The 15,793-nt window shown below is 53.9% G+C and carries 14 protein-coding genes and 4 tRNA genes; 4 read left to right on the forward strand and 14 right to left on the reverse strand.

What is annotated here, in order from left to right:
- Positions 1-162 precede the first annotated feature (162 nt).
- Both FKM52_RS12460 and FKM52_RS12465 read left to right on the forward strand, forming a co-directional pair.
- Positions 163-951 carry a cytochrome C assembly family protein gene (locus tag FKM52_RS12460; RefSeq protein ID WP_141176506.1) on the forward strand — a complete coding sequence of 263 codons (789 nt, stop codon included), beginning with the start codon at positions 163-165 and terminating at the stop codon, positions 949-951.
- Positions 952-974: 23 nt separating this feature from the next.
- Positions 975-2,261, forward strand: coding sequence for an HlyC/CorC family transporter (locus tag FKM52_RS12465; protein ID WP_141176507.1), 1,287 nt, complete (start codon positions 975-977; stop codon positions 2,259-2,261).
- A gap of 43 nt (positions 2,262-2,304) precedes the next feature.
- Here the strand turns inward: FKM52_RS12465 and luxS are convergent, their stop codons facing one another.
- The 13 genes from luxS to pncC all read right to left on the reverse strand — a co-directional run bounded on the left by luxS (position 2,305) and on the right by pncC (position 12,159).
- Positions 2,305-2,823, reverse strand: a complete 519-nt coding sequence (gene luxS, locus FKM52_RS12470) for an S-ribosylhomocysteine lyase (protein ID WP_141176508.1) — start codon at positions 2,821-2,823, stop codon at positions 2,305-2,307.
- 148 nt (positions 2,824-2,971) lie between these two features.
- Entirely contained in the window at positions 2,972-4,576 is a 1,605-nt protein-coding gene (gene gshA, locus FKM52_RS12475; protein ID WP_141176509.1) for a glutamate--cysteine ligase, read from the reverse strand.
- A 32-nt stretch (positions 4,577-4,608) separates the two neighbouring features.
- Positions 4,609-5,034: a YqaA family protein gene (locus tag FKM52_RS12480; RefSeq protein WP_141176510.1), complete on the reverse strand. Its 426-nt coding sequence runs from the start codon at positions 5,032-5,034 to the stop codon at positions 4,609-4,611.
- On the reverse strand, positions 5,031-5,597 hold the full coding sequence (gene yqaB / locus FKM52_RS12485; protein ID WP_141176511.1) for a fructose-1-phosphate/6-phosphogluconate phosphatase: 567 nt from the start codon (positions 5,595-5,597) through the stop codon (positions 5,031-5,033). Before yqaB ends, FKM52_RS12480 begins: the two co-directional genes overlap by 4 nt.
- A 284-nt stretch (positions 5,598-5,881) precedes the next feature.
- Positions 5,882-5,958 (reverse strand) — tRNA-Arg (locus FKM52_RS12490).
- 72 nt (positions 5,959-6,030) lie between these two features.
- A tRNA-Arg gene (locus FKM52_RS12495) sits at positions 6,031-6,107 on the reverse strand.
- An 89-nt stretch (positions 6,108-6,196) separates the two neighbouring features.
- Positions 6,197-6,273, reverse strand: a tRNA-Arg gene (locus FKM52_RS12500).
- 9 nt (positions 6,274-6,282) lie between these two features.
- Positions 6,283-6,375 (reverse strand) — tRNA-Ser (locus FKM52_RS12505).
- A 296-nt stretch (positions 6,376-6,671) separates the two neighbouring features.
- Positions 6,672-6,851 (reverse strand): carbon storage regulator CsrA, encoded by a 180-nt coding sequence (csrA, locus tag FKM52_RS12510; RefSeq protein ID WP_038624529.1) that lies wholly within the window; start codon positions 6,849-6,851, stop codon positions 6,672-6,674.
- Positions 6,852-7,096: 245 nt separating this feature from the next.
- Positions 7,097-9,724 carry an alanine--tRNA ligase gene (gene alaS, locus FKM52_RS12515; protein ID WP_141176512.1) on the reverse strand — a complete coding sequence of 876 codons (2,628 nt, stop codon included), beginning with the start codon at positions 9,722-9,724 and terminating at the stop codon, positions 7,097-7,099.
- 141 nt (positions 9,725-9,865) lie between these two features.
- Positions 9,866-10,378 carry a regulatory protein RecX gene (locus FKM52_RS12520; RefSeq protein ID WP_141176513.1) on the reverse strand — a complete coding sequence of 171 codons (513 nt, stop codon included), beginning with the start codon at positions 10,376-10,378 and terminating at the stop codon, positions 9,866-9,868.
- A gap of 122 nt (positions 10,379-10,500) precedes the next feature.
- On the reverse strand, positions 10,501-11,565 hold the full coding sequence (gene recA / locus FKM52_RS12525; RefSeq protein WP_141176514.1) for a recombinase RecA: 1,065 nt from the start codon (positions 11,563-11,565) through the stop codon (positions 10,501-10,503).
- 99 nt (positions 11,566-11,664) lie between these two features.
- Positions 11,665-12,159: a nicotinamide-nucleotide amidase gene (gene pncC, locus FKM52_RS12530; protein ID WP_141176515.1), complete on the reverse strand. Its 495-nt coding sequence runs from the start codon at positions 12,157-12,159 to the stop codon at positions 11,665-11,667.
- Between the two features lie 344 nt (positions 12,160-12,503).
- Here pncC and FKM52_RS12535 point away from each other — a divergent pair, with 344 nt between their 5' ends.
- Complete coding sequence (locus tag FKM52_RS12535) at positions 12,504-13,391, forward strand: dihydrodipicolinate synthase family protein (protein WP_141176516.1); 888 nt, start codon at positions 12,504-12,506, stop codon at positions 13,389-13,391.
- Between the two features lie 69 nt (positions 13,392-13,460).
- Here FKM52_RS12535 and FKM52_RS12540 read toward each other — a convergent pair whose 3' ends face one another.
- Positions 13,461-13,802 carry a zinc ribbon domain-containing protein YjdM gene (locus FKM52_RS12540; RefSeq protein WP_141176517.1) on the reverse strand — a complete coding sequence of 114 codons (342 nt, stop codon included), beginning with the start codon at positions 13,800-13,802 and terminating at the stop codon, positions 13,461-13,463.
- A gap of 581 nt (positions 13,803-14,383) precedes the next feature.
- Between FKM52_RS12540 and FKM52_RS12545 the strand changes: the two genes are divergently transcribed.
- Entirely contained in the window at positions 14,384-15,637 is a 1,254-nt protein-coding gene (locus FKM52_RS12545; protein WP_141176518.1) for a PTS ascorbate transporter subunit IIC, read from the forward strand.
- The last annotated feature ends 156 nt before the right edge of the window (positions 15,638-15,793 follow it).

A 15,793-nucleotide genomic window follows, 5' to 3' on the forward strand; every position in this document is an offset into this window, starting at 1 on the left:
TCGCTCACGATAAAACAGAGCCGCCTGGGCGACATAGAATGCGGCGGATTATAACACGAAGCCTTGCCGATCTCTGCTATCGACAATGAGAACGTTTGGAGCAAACTCCGGCTGGCGCTATACTGCTTTTTTCTTCATCTTCCCGATATTTGACCACATTCTATGTCTGCTTTTGCGATTCTGGCGCTTTTTGCCTACTCATTTAGCCTCGCGCTGATTGTGCCCAGCCTGCTGAGGAATAACGGCGCCTGGCGACGCATGGCCGTGCTGTGCGCGACGCTGGCGCTGATCGCCCACGCGGTAGCGCTGCAGCAGCGCATCTTCGTTAATGGCGGTCAGAACCTCAGCCTGCTTAACATCGGCTCGCTGGTCAGCCTGCTGATCGGCATCATTATGACCATCGTGGCGGCGCGCAATCGCGGCTGGCTGCTGCTGCCGATTGTGTACAGCTTCGCGCTGATCAATCTGGCGTTCGCCACCTTTGTGCCCAACGCCTTTATTACCCATCTGGAAGCCACGCCGGGCATGATGATTCACATCGGTCTGGCGCTGTTTGCCTATGCCACGCTGATGATCGCCGCGCTCTATGCGCTACAGCTGGCGTGGATCGACTACCAGCTGAAAAATAAGCGCCTGGCCTTCAGTAACGATATGCCGCCGCTGATGACCATTGAACGAAAAATGTTTCATATCACCCAGGTTGGCGTGGTGCTGCTGACGCTGGTGCTTTGTACCGGCCTGTTTTATATGGATAAACTGTTCGCGCCGGAAAACGTCGATAAGGCGGTGCTGTCGATTATCGCCTGGTTTGTTTATGTGGTTCTGCTGTGGGGACACTATCATGAAGGCTGGCGCGGTCGTCGCGTCGTCTGGTTTAACTGCGGCGGCGCGCTGCTGTTAACCATGTCCTATTTCGGCAGCCGCGTATTACAGCATCTGCTTACCCACTGACTGGCAATTACAAGGATCCCGCGTTGGAGCACATTTCAACCACTACTCTGATTATTACCCTGGTTGTGATGATTCTGGTCTCTGCCTACTTTTCCGCTTCCGAAACCGGCATGATGACCCTGAATCGCTATCGGCTACGCCATAAGGCCCGCAGCGGCAATCGCGGCGCGCGGCGCGTCGAAAAACTGCTGCGCCGCCCCGATCGGCTAATAAGTCTTGTACTTATCGGCAACAACCTGGTGAACATTCTCGCCTCTGCGCTGGCTACCATCGTCGGCATGCGCCTGTACGGCGATGCAGGCGTGGCTATCGCCACCGGCATACTGACCTTTGCGGTACTGATTTTCGCTGAGGTGCTGCCGAAAACGATCGCGGCGCTCTATCCGGAAAAAGTGGCCTGGCCAAGCAGCCTGCTGCTGGGGCCGCTGCAGGTCGTTATGATGCCGCTGGTATGGCTGTTGAATACCATTACCCGTCTGCTGATGCGCCTGATGGGCATCAAGGCCGACGGCTCGATCAGCGCCGCGCTAAGTAAAGATGAGCTGCGTACCATCGTCTATGAATCGCGTTCGCTGATGTCGCGCCGCCACCAGGATATGCTGCTGTCAGTGCTCGATCTGGAGAAAGTCAACGTTGACGATATCATGGTGCCGCGCAATGAGATTGTCGGCATCAATATCAATGATGACTGGAAATCGATCGAACGGCAGGTATCCCATTCACCGCATGGCCGCATCGTACTGTTTCGCGATTCGCTGGATGATGCCGTCGCCATGCTGCGGGTACGTGAAGCCTGGCGCATGATGACGGAAAAGCGCGAGTTCACCAAAGAGAACCTGCTGCGCGCCGCCGATGAGATCTATTACGTGCCGGAAGGGACGCCGCTTAACGTGCAGCTGGTGAAATTCCAGCGCAACAAGAAGAAAGTGGGCCTGGTGGTAGATGAATATGGCGATATTAAAGGCCTGGTGACTATCGAGGATATTCTCGAAGAGATCGTCGGCGACTTTACTACCTCCATGTCTCCGTCACTGGCGGAAGAGGTGATGCCGCAGAGCGACGGCTCGGTGCTTATTGAGGGCAGCGCTAACGTGCGGGAAATCAATAAGGCCTTTAACTGGCGGCTGCCGCAGGAAGAAGCGCGCACCGTTAACGGCATGCTGCTGGAAGAGCTGGAGGAGATCCCGCAGCCCGGCACCCGAGTTCAGATAGAAAACTACGATATTGATATTCTCGACGTGCAGGACAATATGGTGAAGCAGGTGCGGGTTACGCCGCAGCAGCCGCTGAAATCCACCATCGGCTCCTGAAGGAAAAGGCCGCGTCAGCGGCCTTTTTTCTGCTGCATCAGCATCAGTGAATTTCCAGCTCTTTCAGCTTATCCTGCGCCAGCGCCAGCTCGTCATTGTGGTTAACGCGCACGTCATGCTCAATGATATGCCGGGCGATATCTTTCGCCTCGTCCAGCGAGTGCATCTGATAAGTGCCGCACTGATATTCATTCAGTTCCGGGATCTGATTTTGATCCTGCACCTTGAGCACGTCATTCATCGCCGCTTTCCAGGCGTCAGCGACGCGCTGCTCGGCTGGGGTGCCAATCAGGCTCATATAGAAACCGGTGCGGCAGCCCATCGGGGAAATATCGATAATTTCCACGCCATCGCCGTTCAGGTGATTACGCATAAAGCCAGCAAACAGATGTTCCAGCGTATGGATGCCACGCTCCGGCATCACCTCTTTATTCGGCACGCAGAAGCGCAGATCGAAAACGGTGATGGCATCGCCATGGGGCGTATTCATAGTTTTCGCAACGCGTACCGCCGGTGCGGCCATGCGCGTATGGTCGACGGTAAAACTGTCCAGCAATGGCATATTGTTACCTCAGCTAAAAAATTTTTTATGAACGATGAAACTTTTCCATTCGGCGTGCGTCTGAATATATGAAAGACGCGCATTTGTTATCATCATCCCTGACAACAGAGATGTTAATTTGGCCACAGCGATGTGGCCTTTTTCTTTTCTACCCTTTTTTCCCCGCCAGGAACGCCTCAAAGCTTAACGTATCCGCCGCTTCCAGCTGCTGTTGCGCACTGCGCGAACGCAACGCCTCCTGGGTAAAATCTTCCGGCTTCAGCACTTCCAGCGGTTCTTCCTTCAGCATCTGACGATACTGCTCGGAAAGCGCCAGTCCGGTGCCGCTGATGCCGTTATCCAGCATTGCCTGCAGAATACGAGCGGAATAGGTTAGCGAAGGATCGTCAAAAGAGGCCGCCAGCCGATCGCAAACCTGCTGATACTCCGGCGTATCGGACTGACGATCGAGCACTTCCGCCACGCGGCTGAGATCGGCAAACAGCGCCTTGCCCACTTCCGTTAGCGGCTGGCGCGCGTCTTCGCAGCCTATGCCGATTGTCTGTCCCGGCTTGCGTCCTTCCAGAATCACGCGATTCCAGTTTTTACGCGTGCACAGCAGCTCGGCGCTGCTCATTTCCGGCGCATCAGCAAGGGTACACCAAATCAGGAAGAGATCGAGGAAGCGCACCTGGGTTTCATCCACGCCGACCGGTGAAAACGGGTTGATATCAAGCGAACGTACTTCGATATATTCAATGCCGCCGCGCGCCAGCGCATCAGAGGGCGCTTCACCCGCGCGGGTCACGCGTTTAGGGCGAATTGGCGCATAAAGCTCATTTTCGATTTGCAGCACGTTGGTATTAAGCTGCAGCCAGTTACCCTCTTCATCCTTCACGCCCAGGCGCGCATACTCTTCAGAAGGGGTTTTGATCGCCTTTTTCAGCGCATCGACATAGCCTTCCAGCGTATTAAAAGTAATGCCCAGACCGCTTTGCGACTTGTTGGTATAGCCGAGATCGCTTAAGCGCAGCGAAGTGGCATAGGGCAGCCAAAGCATGCCGCGCTCGTTGCGCTCAAAGGGCAGATTGCTCTCTTTGCCCTGCAGAAAGGTAGAACAGATGGCAGGCGAGGCGCCGAACAGATAGGGGATCACCCAGCCAAAGCGGTAATAGTTGCGGATCAGGCGTAAATAGCCGGCGGAAATCACCGCCCTGCCGCTTTCCTCATCCTGCACGCCAGCCCAGGCCTGCCAGAAAGAGAGCGGCAGTGAGAAGTTATAGTGCACGCCGGAGATAGTCTGCATCAGCGCGCCATAGCGATTTTTCAGGCCTTCGCGATACAGCGTTTTCATCCGCCCAATATTGGAGCTGCCATATTGCGCCAGCTGGATATCATCGCTGTTTTCGATAATGCAGGGCATACTGAAAGGCCACATGCGCTCCTCGCCCAGCTCACGCGCCACGTGACGATGGATATCGCGCAGGAAAGCCAGCAGGTGATCGATATCCCGATCGACCGGGGTGATGAATTCCAGCAGCGATTCAGCGAAGTCTGTGGTAATCCATTTGTGGGTCAGCGCTGCGCCAAGATGCGCCGGGTGGCCCGTTGTGGCAAGTTTACCGTCTGGCCTGACACGCAGCGTTTCACGCTCAATGCCGCGGCCAATACCTTTCAGGGCGTCAGGGTGAGCTTCCAGCCAGGAAAGCGCCTGTGATACGTCCGGGATCAAAATGACCTCCCGCTCAGAGAATAATTTATTTTTGTTCAGCATAATGTTTAACCGTAGCCCCGATTTCGAGTGAATCAATGCCACCACGCCATGCCCTGTAAAGTTGCGGTCGCAACCACCACGTAACGCAGGGTTTTCCCGATAGCCAGAAACAGCACTACCGGCAGCCATGAGAAACGCAACCATCCCGCCAGAACGCACAGCAGATCGCCAATCAGCGGTAACCAGCTGAAGAGCAGCGCTGCAGGACCCAACCGACGCAACCACGCTATTGCCGTGTCATGCCATCGCCCACGCCGTAACGGCAGCAGGCGTCCAAGAATCACGTTTGTTAATCCGCCGAGCGTGTTCCCTACGGCTGCGGCAAAAACCAGCCCTGATACCGGGGTTGTTCCATTCAGTAACAGGGTTGCCAGCAGCAGCTCAGAGCTGCCCGGAAGCAGCGTAGCGCTCAAAAAGCTGCTGGCGAATAACGAGCCGTAGCTCAGCATCTCGTTCACAGCAGGCGCACGTCTACCGCATCCATACCGGCGGCCTGCGCGGCCTGCAAACCAAAATCGGCATCCTCGAATACTACGCATTTTTCCGGCGCCACGTTCAGCAACGCGGCGCAGCGCAAAAAGGTATCAGGTTCAGGCTTGTGGCGCTGAACGTCATCCGCGCCGACGATAGCGGCAAAATAGTGATGCAGGTTCAGATGCTTTAGTAACGCATCCGCCATCTTATGTTCGCTGCCGGTCCCCACCGCCATCGGTTTACGGCCGTGATACGCCTTAACCACCTCAATCAACGGCAGCGGGCGTACGCTGTCAAACAGCATAATCTCCACCGCCGCGGTTTTTTCCGCCGCCAGCTGGTAAGGATCAAGATCCGCCTGATGGCTGTCGATAATAAACTGCGCCACGCGCCACGTTGGCGAGCCGTTTAAGCCGATAACGACGTTTTCGTCAAAGGACAGGCCATAGCCAGCCAGCACATGCGCCCAGGCCTGTCGATGCGTCTGTTCGGTATCCAGGATAGTACCGTCCATATCGAAAATCAGTCCGTCATAGCAATCGTACATACCCTCTCCCGCAATGGATTAGTGCTCCAATACTTTAACGCAAAGTCCGCAGGTTGTCGCCGGTAGCTATGAACAGCAAATGCTTTGAATCTATTGAGAAATTCAGAAATCAGAAAAAGGTCAGAGGGTTAGCGGGCCTGAATAAAGCACAAACGGGAACATGGCGATCAGGAAAACGGCAGTCTGAAGAGAATAAATTAATAAATCAGTAGCTGAGGAAACGCTACAGGAAAAGAGAAAAACAGCAGGAGAATTTCAGAGGATAGCGTGGTTAACAGGGAAGATGGTGCATCCGGGAGGATTCGAACCTCCGACCGCTCGGTTCGTAGCCGAGTACTCTATCCAGCTGAGCTACGGATGCATCGGAAAAACAAGAGGGAACTGCAACTACCTGAGGAAATACGCGAGAAGATAATCCGTTCTTCTGAGAAGATGGTGCATCCGGGAGGATTCGAACCTCCGACCGCTCGGTTCGTAGCCGAGTACTCTATCCAGCTGAGCTACGGATGCATCACAAATTCTTGTATAACGCAGGGTGCTAACAACTCACCGTGATACAGGCTGCTAATACTGTATCTGATACTACCACAACCTTGAGATGGTGCATCCGGGAGGATTCGAACCTCCGACCGCTCGGTTCGTAGCCGAGTACTCTATCCAGCTGAGCTACGGATGCATCATTAAATGGCGGTGAGAGAGGGATTCGAACCCTCGATGCAGCTTTTGACCGCATACTCCCTTAGCAGGGGAGCGCCTTCAGCCTCTCGGCCATCTCACCTAACGCGTTCTTGCGAACTGTGCTGCTGAACTTTGTTTCCGCTCATCGGCACTGCGTGGCGCACATATTACTTTCCCGGACTTATAAGTCAAACAATTTTTCCCAACAAATGTTTGTTTGCACAAAAGCCACGCAATTCGCATATTTTGCCGACAAAAGGGGTGATTTATCAACAGCGAAACAAGGAAAAATTCAACAAACAAAGATAAACGGGGAAGAAAAAACAGGAGGGGCAAAGTGACATTGCGCCTCACTGCCCATGCGGGAGTGAGGCGCGCGATTCGCTATGGCTGGCTTTATTGCGGCTGGCTCTTTTCAGCTTGTATGCGCTGATAGATCTCTTCGCGGTGTACGGAAACTTCTTTCGGCGCATTCACACCGATGCGCACCTGGTTACCTTTAACGCCCAGTACCGTTACCGTCACCTCATCACCAATCATGAGGGTTTCACCAACTCGACGAGTTAGAATAAGCATTCTTTGCTCCTTGAAAGATTAAAAGAGTCGGGCCTGTCGGGTCCCCGGCATTATCCATCATATAGCGCTAAACGTAGATGATGACAAACAGATCAAAGCATCCTGTCACGCCAGTACATTCTGCTGATAGTTAGTTTAGCCGAAATCATAACCCTCATCCTGACTTTGTTATTACAGAGTACGGATTGCATTAAAAAGCGCCAGCGGAACGGGTCCACGGCGCTTCCGTACTGCTTTTTTATTGCTTATAGCCTGGCGCTGACCCAGGATTCAACGCTGGCTAATGCTGCAGGCAGCGCCTGCGCATCGGTACCGCCCGCCTGCGCCATATCCGGGCGTCCGCCGCCCTTGCCGCCGACCTGCTGAGCTACGGAGCCAATCAGCTCACCCGCTTTCACGCGATCGGTAAGATCCTTCGTCACCCCGGCAATCAGAGAGACTTTCCCCTCCGCCACCGTGGCCAGCACAATCACCGCTGAGCCCAGCTGGTTTTTCAAATCATCAACCATGGTACGCAACAGTTTCGGTTCAACGTTGCTCAGCTCGCTAACCAGCAGCTTAACGCCGTTAATATCGCGTGCTTTACTGCTCAGCGAAGCGCTTTCCTGCACCGCCTGCTGATCTTTTAACTGCTGCAGTTCTTTTTCCAGCGCGCGCGCATGTTCAATCGTCGCCCGCACTTTCTCGTTCAGATTGCTGCTGTTAGCCTTCACCAGCTGGGCAATATCCTGCAATTGTTCCGCCTGCGCGTGAACCTGCGCCAGCGCCGCCTCGCCGGTTATCGCTTCGATACGGCGCACGCCTGCCGCGGTACCGGATTCAGAAGTGATACGGAACAGGCCGATGTCGCCGGTGCGGCTGGCATGCGTACCGCCGCAAAGCTCGGTAGAGAAATCGCCCATGCTGAGCACGCGCACGCGCGCATCATATTTCTCGCCAAACAGCGCCATCGCGCCCTTCGCTTTCGCCGCCTCCAGATCCATGATGCTGGTTTCAACGGGAAGGTTGCGGCGAATCTGCGCGTTGACGATATCCTCAACCTGACGAATTTCCTGCGCTTTCATCGCTTCGGTATGCGAGAAATCAAATCGCAGGTATTTATCGTTCACCAGCGAACCTTTCTGCGCGACATGATCGCCCAAAACCTGACGCAGCGCCGCATGCAACAGGTGCGTAGCAGAGTGGTTAAGGCGAATGCGGGCGCGACGCGCCTCGTCAACCTGCGCATCAAGGCGATCGCCGATACGCAGATGACCAGAGGTCAGCCTGCCGATATGCCCGATAGCCTGACCATATTTCTGCGTATCGCTGACGCTGAACTCGGCATTATGACCTTTTAACCAGCCGGTGTCGCCAACCTGACCGCCGGACTCGCCGTAAAAGGGCGTCTCATCCAGCACAATCACCCCTTCCTGACCGGCGGCAATCTCTTCAGCGGGCTGACCGTTAACGTAGATCGCGGTAATCGCCGCCTTCAGCGCCAGGCTGTCATAGCCTTTAAACGCAGAGGCCGCGTCGATGCTGATAACATTGCTGTAATCAACGCCGAAGCCGCTGGCTTCGCGAGCGCGCTGGCGCTGCTGCTCCATCGCGGCTTCAAAGCCCTGCTCATCGATCTTCAGGTTGCGTTCACGGCAAACGTCAGCGGTTAAATCCGCCGGGAAACCAAAGGTATCATACAGACGGAATACGGTTTCGCCGCTCAGCGTATCGCCCTGCAGGTTCGCCAGTTCTTCATCCAGCAGCGCCAGGCCGCGCTCAAGCGTTCGGGCAAACTGCTCTTCTTCGCTTTTCAGAATTTGCTCAACGTGCGCCTGCTGACGTTGCAGATCTTCGCTGGCGCTGCCCATCACTTCGATCAGCGGTCCTACCAGCTTATAGAAAAAGCTGCCTTTCGCGCCCAGCATGTTGCCGTGGCGCACTGCGCGACGGATGATGCGGCGCAGCACGTAGCCGCGGTTTTCGTTAGACGGGATAACGCCGTCGGCAACCAGAAAGGCGCAGGAGCGAATATGGTCAGCGATAACGCGCAGCGATTTATTGCTGAGATCGGTAGCGCCAGTCACGTCGGCAACGGCCTTAATCAGCGTCTGGAACAGATCGATTTCGTAGTTGGAGTTCACATGCTGCAGAACCGCGGCGATACGCTCCAGCCCCATGCCGGTATCAACCGAAGGCTTCGGCAGCGGCAGCATAGTGCCGTCAGGCTGACGGTTAAACTGCATAAAGACGATGTTCCAGATCTCAATATAGCGATCGCCATCCTCTTCAGGGCTGCCTGGAGGGCCGCCCTGAATATGATCGCCGTGATCGTAAAAAATCTCAGTGCAGGGACCGCACGGGCCGGTATCGCCCATCTGCCAGAAGTTATCTGACGCGTAAGCGCTGCCCTTATTATCGCCGATACGGATAATACGCTCCGGCGGCACGCCGATTTCTTTAGCCCAGATATCATAAGCTTCGTCATCGGTTGCATATACGGTTACCCACAGGCGCTCTTTCGGCAGGTTGAACCAGGACGCAGAGGTCAGCAGTTCCCATGCAAAGTTGATGGCCTCTTTTTTGAAATAGTCGCCGAAGCTAAAGTTGCCCAGCATTTCAAAGAAGGTGTGATGACGAGCGGTATAACCTACGTTTTCCAGATCGTTATGCTTACCACCGGCGCGCACGCAGCGCTGCGAAGTGGTGGCGCGCGAGTAGCTGCGCTTATCCTGACCAAGGAAAACGTCTTTAAACTGGTTCATCCCGGCGTTGGTAAACAGCAACGTCGGGTCGTTATTAGGTACGAGGGAGCTGCTGGCAACAACCTGGTGTCCCTTGCTATGGAAAAAATCGAGAAACGTTTGACGGATCTCAGCAGTACTCTTGCTCATAAATATCCTGGAATACGCTAACGAAGGTTCTTCCCTTTGCACCGGGCGGGCGTTCGTTCCACACGGCAGCGTGAAGAGTTACCAACAAAAAGTGGGAATAAGATAAATTTTCTTCCGTGGGAAGTAAAATCCCATCTCGACTCAATCGCTATAATTTCGAAAAATTGCCTGAATATCTTCCATGAAGAAGCCCTTAGCCTGCAAATAACGTTGTACTTTAGCCTTTTCCTTCCATTCCTGCGGCAGCGGCAAACCGAACTTACGTTCGGCCACCTCGAAAGCCTGTGCGGCCCAGTCAATTTCCGCTTCGGCCAGCGCGCTCGCTGCCAGCTCACGCCCGATGCCTTTCTGCGCCAGCTCCATTCGGATACGCTGCGGCCCATAGCCTTTGCGGCTGCGGCTGGCGACAAAACGTTGGGCGAAGCGCGCATCGTCGAGCCACTGATGTTCATAACACCAGGCGATAACCTGCTCCAGCAGCTCCGCAGGAATTTCTTCATCCTGCTCGCCGGGGCGGAAGGCTGCCGCGCGCGCCACAGACTGCGTAATTTTACGACGAAACTCCGCTTCGCTGTGATCGCGCTGCGCCAGAATACGCGTGGCGCGGTCCAGCAGGCGAGCGAAAGTAACCGGAGGTGCGGGTTTCTCAGTCATGATGCTTCCGTCAGGTCTGAAATTCAGGATGAGAGGTAACGAGTGAGGGTAACGAGAATTGAAGCGGGATACAAAGGATAAGAGAAAAAACCCCGGTCAGTTTGCGCTGACCGGGGTTGTGATTAGAAATCTTCGTTAGTTTCGGCGGCGTCTTCACGATCGTCCGCAGAGAAATCCGCTTTCCCTTCATCAGGGTTGTTCAGCAGCATTTCGCGCAGCTTCTGCTCGATTTCATTCGCCACGGCGCTGTTCTCTTTCAGGTAGTTGCTGGCATTCGCTTTACCCTGACCAATCTTGTCGCCATTGTAGCTATACCAGGCGCCCGCTTTTTCGATCAGCTTGTGCTTCACGCCCAGATCCACCAGCTCACCGTAGACGTTAATCCCTTCACCATACATGATCTGGAATTCCGCCTGCCTGAACGGCGCTGCGATTTTGTTCTTCACAACCTTCACGCGGGTTTCGCTACCCACCACATTATCGCCCTCTTTGATAGCGCCAATGCGGCGGATATCAAGACGAACGGAGGCGTAGAACTTCAGCGCGTTACCGCCGGTAGTGGTTTCCGGGTTACCGAACATCACGCCAATCTTCATACGGATCTGGTTGATAAAGATCAGCAGCGTATTGGACTGCTTCAGGTTACCGGCCAGCTTACGCATCGCCTGGCTCATCATACGAGCGGCCAGACCCATGTGCGAATCACCGATTTCGCCTTCGATCTCCGCTTTCGGCGTCAGTGCCGCAACGGAGTCGACGATGATAACGTCGACCGCGCCGGAACGCGCCAGCGCATCACAGATTTCCAGCGCCTGCTCGCCGGTATCCGGCTGCGAACAGAGCAGGTTATCGATATCCACGCCCAGTTTTTTAGCGTAAACCGGATCCAGCGCATGTTCAGCATCGATAAAGGCGCAGGTTTTGCCCTTACGCTGTGCGGCGGCGATCACCTGCAGCGTCAGCGTGGTTTTACCGGAAGATTCCGGACCATAAATTTCAACAATACGGCCCATCGGCAGGCCGCCTGCGCCAAGGGCGATATCAAGCGAAAGCGAACCGGTAGAGATGGTTTCCACATCCATGGTGCGGTCTTCACCCAGGCGCATGATGGAGCCTTTACCAAATTGTTTCTCAATTTGGCCCAGCGCTGCAGCCAGAGCCTTTTGCTTGTTTTCGTCAATAGCCATTTCTACTCCTAATCATGCTGGGGTAAAGCACGCCACGATGGTGGACAATGCTCTCGTTCGTTGGACAGTAATTATACTGTATAATCATACAGTATCAAGTCAAATTTTAAGAAAATCGTCATGTAATATTTGTAACGCCATCGCCACGGCCTGGCGGCGAACCGCGTCACGATCCCCCTGAAATATATGGCGTTTTGCCACTACCTGGCCGGCAGCGCTGGCGAAGCCGAACCAGACGGTGCCCACCGGTTTTTCAGCGCTGCCGCCGTCCGGCCCGGCGATGCCGCTCACCGCGACAGCGAAGTCGGCACTGGCCTCTTTCAGCGCGCCGGCGGCCATCTCTTTTACCACCTGCTCGCTTACCGCGCCCCACTGTTGCAGGCTGGCTGCCGTAACGCCTACCATCTGCTGCTTCGCATCATTACTGTAGGTAATAAAGGCGCGTTCGAACCAGGCGGAGCTGCCCGCCACGTCGGTTAATACTTTTGCAATCCAGCCGCCGGTACAGGATTCGGCGGTAGTTACCGTCGCTCCGCGCTGCCGTAGCCGCTGGCCGGTAAGAATACTTAACTGCTTTAGCCGATCGTCATTCATAGTTTTATCCGTTCTGGCACTCTCTCAACGTTAGCAATAAACCGGACGTCAGGCGTACCGTTTTTCTATTTTAGCGCAGCCGGAAGCGCAATTTTGCGAGACAGCTTCCTGCGTTATATAGGGGCTAAAAGCGGGTTAACAAGGCGCTAAAAAATATTATCAAGCCGGCGGCCGCCTTGTAGCGCAGCCCGCGGTCGAATCGGCGCTGCGCTATTCTCCGTCGCGCATTCAGCTAAAAACGAAAATTGCGATCGTGGTTCGATTATTGTGCTGTCCGCTGTGACACTTTTTAGCCATAAAGTTTAGGTTAAAACATCGTTTCATTTTATAAGGTGGAGAAACATATGGAGTCACAGCCTCAATTCTCAGGCGTCTGGTGCCCTTCGGTTACGCCTTTTACCCGCGACAATCAGCTGGATTTAGCGGCGCTGGGCGCCCATTTTGCCCGGCTGGACGCCTCCGGCATCGATACCATTTTGCTGATGGGCAGCATCGGTGAATTCGCCTCATTAACCCAGGCGGAGCGCAGGCTACTGTTGAAAGAAGCGCGCGCTATGTCGCGGCTGCGCATGGTGGCGAATGTATCCAGCCTCTGCCGCGCCGATATGCTGGAGCTGGCGCGCCTGGCCTGGGAGTGCGGCTACGACGCCGTTATGGTGCTGCCGCCGTGGTATTACGGGCAAACCCGTCAGCAGCTGCTGAGCTACTATCGCCAGCTGGATGCCGAACTGGGCGGCAAATGGTTCGCCTATAATTTTCCGGCGCGCACCGGCTGCGATTTAGATGCGGCGCTGATTAGCGAGCTGGCCGCCGAACTGCCGCAGTTCATTGGGATAAAGGATACGACGGATTGCCTCTCCCACAATCGCGCATTAATAGAAGAAACGAAAAAGGTGCGATCGGATTTCGCGGTGCTCTCCGGCTATGATGAATACCTGCTGCCTAACCTGCTGGCCGGCGGGGCGGGCGTCATCAGCGGCCTGAACAATCTGGTGCCGGCGATGTTTGCTGGGGCGATGCGCGCATGGCAGGCAGGCGATCTTGCTGCGCTTACCCAATTCCAGCAGCGTATCGGCAAGCTGATGGCTATTTACACCGTAGGCGACGATTTTGTTACCACCATTAAAACCGCAGTGGCGCGTAAGTTCGGTTATATGACGCCGCTTTCGCGCAATAGCGGCGGCGCGCTCAATAACGCGCAGTGCGAGGCCATCGACATGCTGTTTAGCTGATAACGCAGCAGGCAGCGAGGCGGGCCATGCTTGCTGTCAACGCAGCGCCCGCTCTCACCGGCTAATAGCTTAGATCTTTTTCACAAACTCAGATTTAAGCTTCATTGCGCCAAAGCCGTCGATCTTACAGTCGATATTATGATCGCCCTCAACCAGACGAATTCCTTTCACTTTCGTACCGATCTTCAACGCTGATGAGCTGCCTTTCACCTTAAGATCTTTAATCACCGTAACGCTGTCGCCATCCGCCAGCAGCGTACCGTTCGCATCGCGCACAATCAGCCCATCATCCTGCGCCGCATCCAGCGCCTGCTGCGACCAGATATGCCCACATTCGGGACAGTTCAGGGCATCGCCATCCTGCCAGGTATATTCAGAGTGGCATTCAGGACAAGAAGGTAAAGTCTGCATTACAACCTCATAAAGTCAGTACCCGGACGGGTAAACAAAAAAAGGCGGCTATTCTATAACCTTATCTTTGCTGGGGGTAGTTTTTATTACTGTTGAGGCGCTCCGCCGCTTTTAACGGTCCAGCAAGCGCATATCACAATACGACAGCCAGCTGGCTGATAACAGGGGAAATTATTTCCGTCACGATAATAAAGCGCGCCTGTAAAAATATTATTTTTCATTGCCTTACTTAAAAAATCTCCATTAATCAGCGCTATGTTAATACAAAACGGCAATATTTGTTAAAAAAGATAACTAATTTCAAATTAAATAAAACCATGTTTTATCTACTTACATCACAATTTTACGCAGATCCCTTTGTTAATATTGAACGCCTCAGAACAAACCAGGGATGTCATTCGTATGGCATATCTTAAATAACAGCGACTAAGTAAATAACTTAAGTGAAAACAGAATAATTAGTCTGTTGCCTTATTGGCTGCAGGTATCGTTGTGCCTGATGCCGCATAAAAACGAGGCGGCACGATAGCAGCCTTTTATTTTCATTAAATATAAAATTAATAATTTAACAGGGAGCAAATATGGATCATATTATCAACTTATTAGGTACGCCGGCGATTATTATCGCTTTAATTGCTTTTCTGGGTTTGGTTCTGCAAAAAAGTTCGCTTACCGATATTATTAAAGGCACGCTGCTTGCCTTTATCGGTTTTGTATTAATTAAAACCGGCGGCGGCATTCTTGGCGGCGTGTTGACCATGTTCAGCGATATATTCACTAATGCTTTCGGCCTGCAGGGCGTGGTGCCCAGCAACGAAGCCATTATGGCATTAACCATTGATACCCTGGGCAGGCCGGCCGCGTTTATTCTGTTCTTCGCCATGGTAATAAACGTACTGTTGGCGCGCTTCACCCGCTTCAAATCCATTTATCTCTCACTGCACCTGATTGTTTTTATGTCTTTCTCCGTTACCGCGGCGCTGGTCGGGCTGGGCTACAGCGAACAGTTCGCCATCATTTTTGGTTCGGTAGTTATCGGCGCATATATGGCGGTTTTCCCGACCATCCTGTCACGCTTTAGCCGTAATATTATTGGCCATAATGATTACTGTATCGCTCATGCCGCCTCCAGTTCCTATATTATTGGTTCATACCTGGGGAAATGGTTCGGCAATCGCGCCATCAACGTAGAAGAAGTAAAAGTTAGCGGCAAACTCAGTTTTCTGAAAAACCCTGACGTAGCGACTTTTATTACCATGTTTTTCCTGCTGGGCGTCTCTTCCATTTTCGCTGAACCGGAATTTCTTAATAAGGTGCTGGCGAATAAGCCTTATATCGTCTGGCTGCTGGAAAAATCAGCCACTTTCGCGGGCGGGCTGTATATCGCCAAAAAAGGCGTGGTTATGTTTACCGAAGAGATCGTACCGGCGTTCAAAGGCTTCTCGCAGGCGGTGGCTCCCGGCTCTGTTCCGGCGGTAGATCCAATGGTTCTGTTTGACAAATCTCCGAACGCTGTGCTGATCGGCTTTATCGTCAGCTTTGTCGCCGAGCTGTTTTGCGTCGCACTCTTCCCGTTTATCGGTCTGCCGATCATTGTTCCGGGCATTATGGCCAGTTTTATTACCGGCGGCAGCGCGGCCATCTTCGGCAACGCGACGGGCGGCCTGCGCGGCGCGTTAATCGCCAGCTTCGTTAATGGCCTGCTGCTCTGTATTCTCCCGGCGCTGGTGCTGCCGCTGTTCAGCCATCTGGGCGTTAACGGCGTGACCTTCGCTGACCAGGACTTCACCTTCCTCTCCGCTATCATTAAATATACTTTTGGTCTGGCGCATTAATCATCCGTCCCTGTCTCAGACAGACGTAGCGCCGGCTGCGTCTGTCGTTTCTTTGCCGGCTGGCGCCGGCTGCCTGTTTGATTTTCCCGCTCCTGTCCGCATCGCCGCCGGGCGTCATAGCAGAAAATCTGCTGAAAATGCTTTCAGGCCACAGGA

Origin of the sequence: Mixta tenebrionis, from assembly GCF_006517625.1 — a bacterium.
GTDB classification, from domain to species: Bacteria; Pseudomonadota; Gammaproteobacteria; order Enterobacterales; family Enterobacteriaceae; genus Mixta; species Mixta tenebrionis.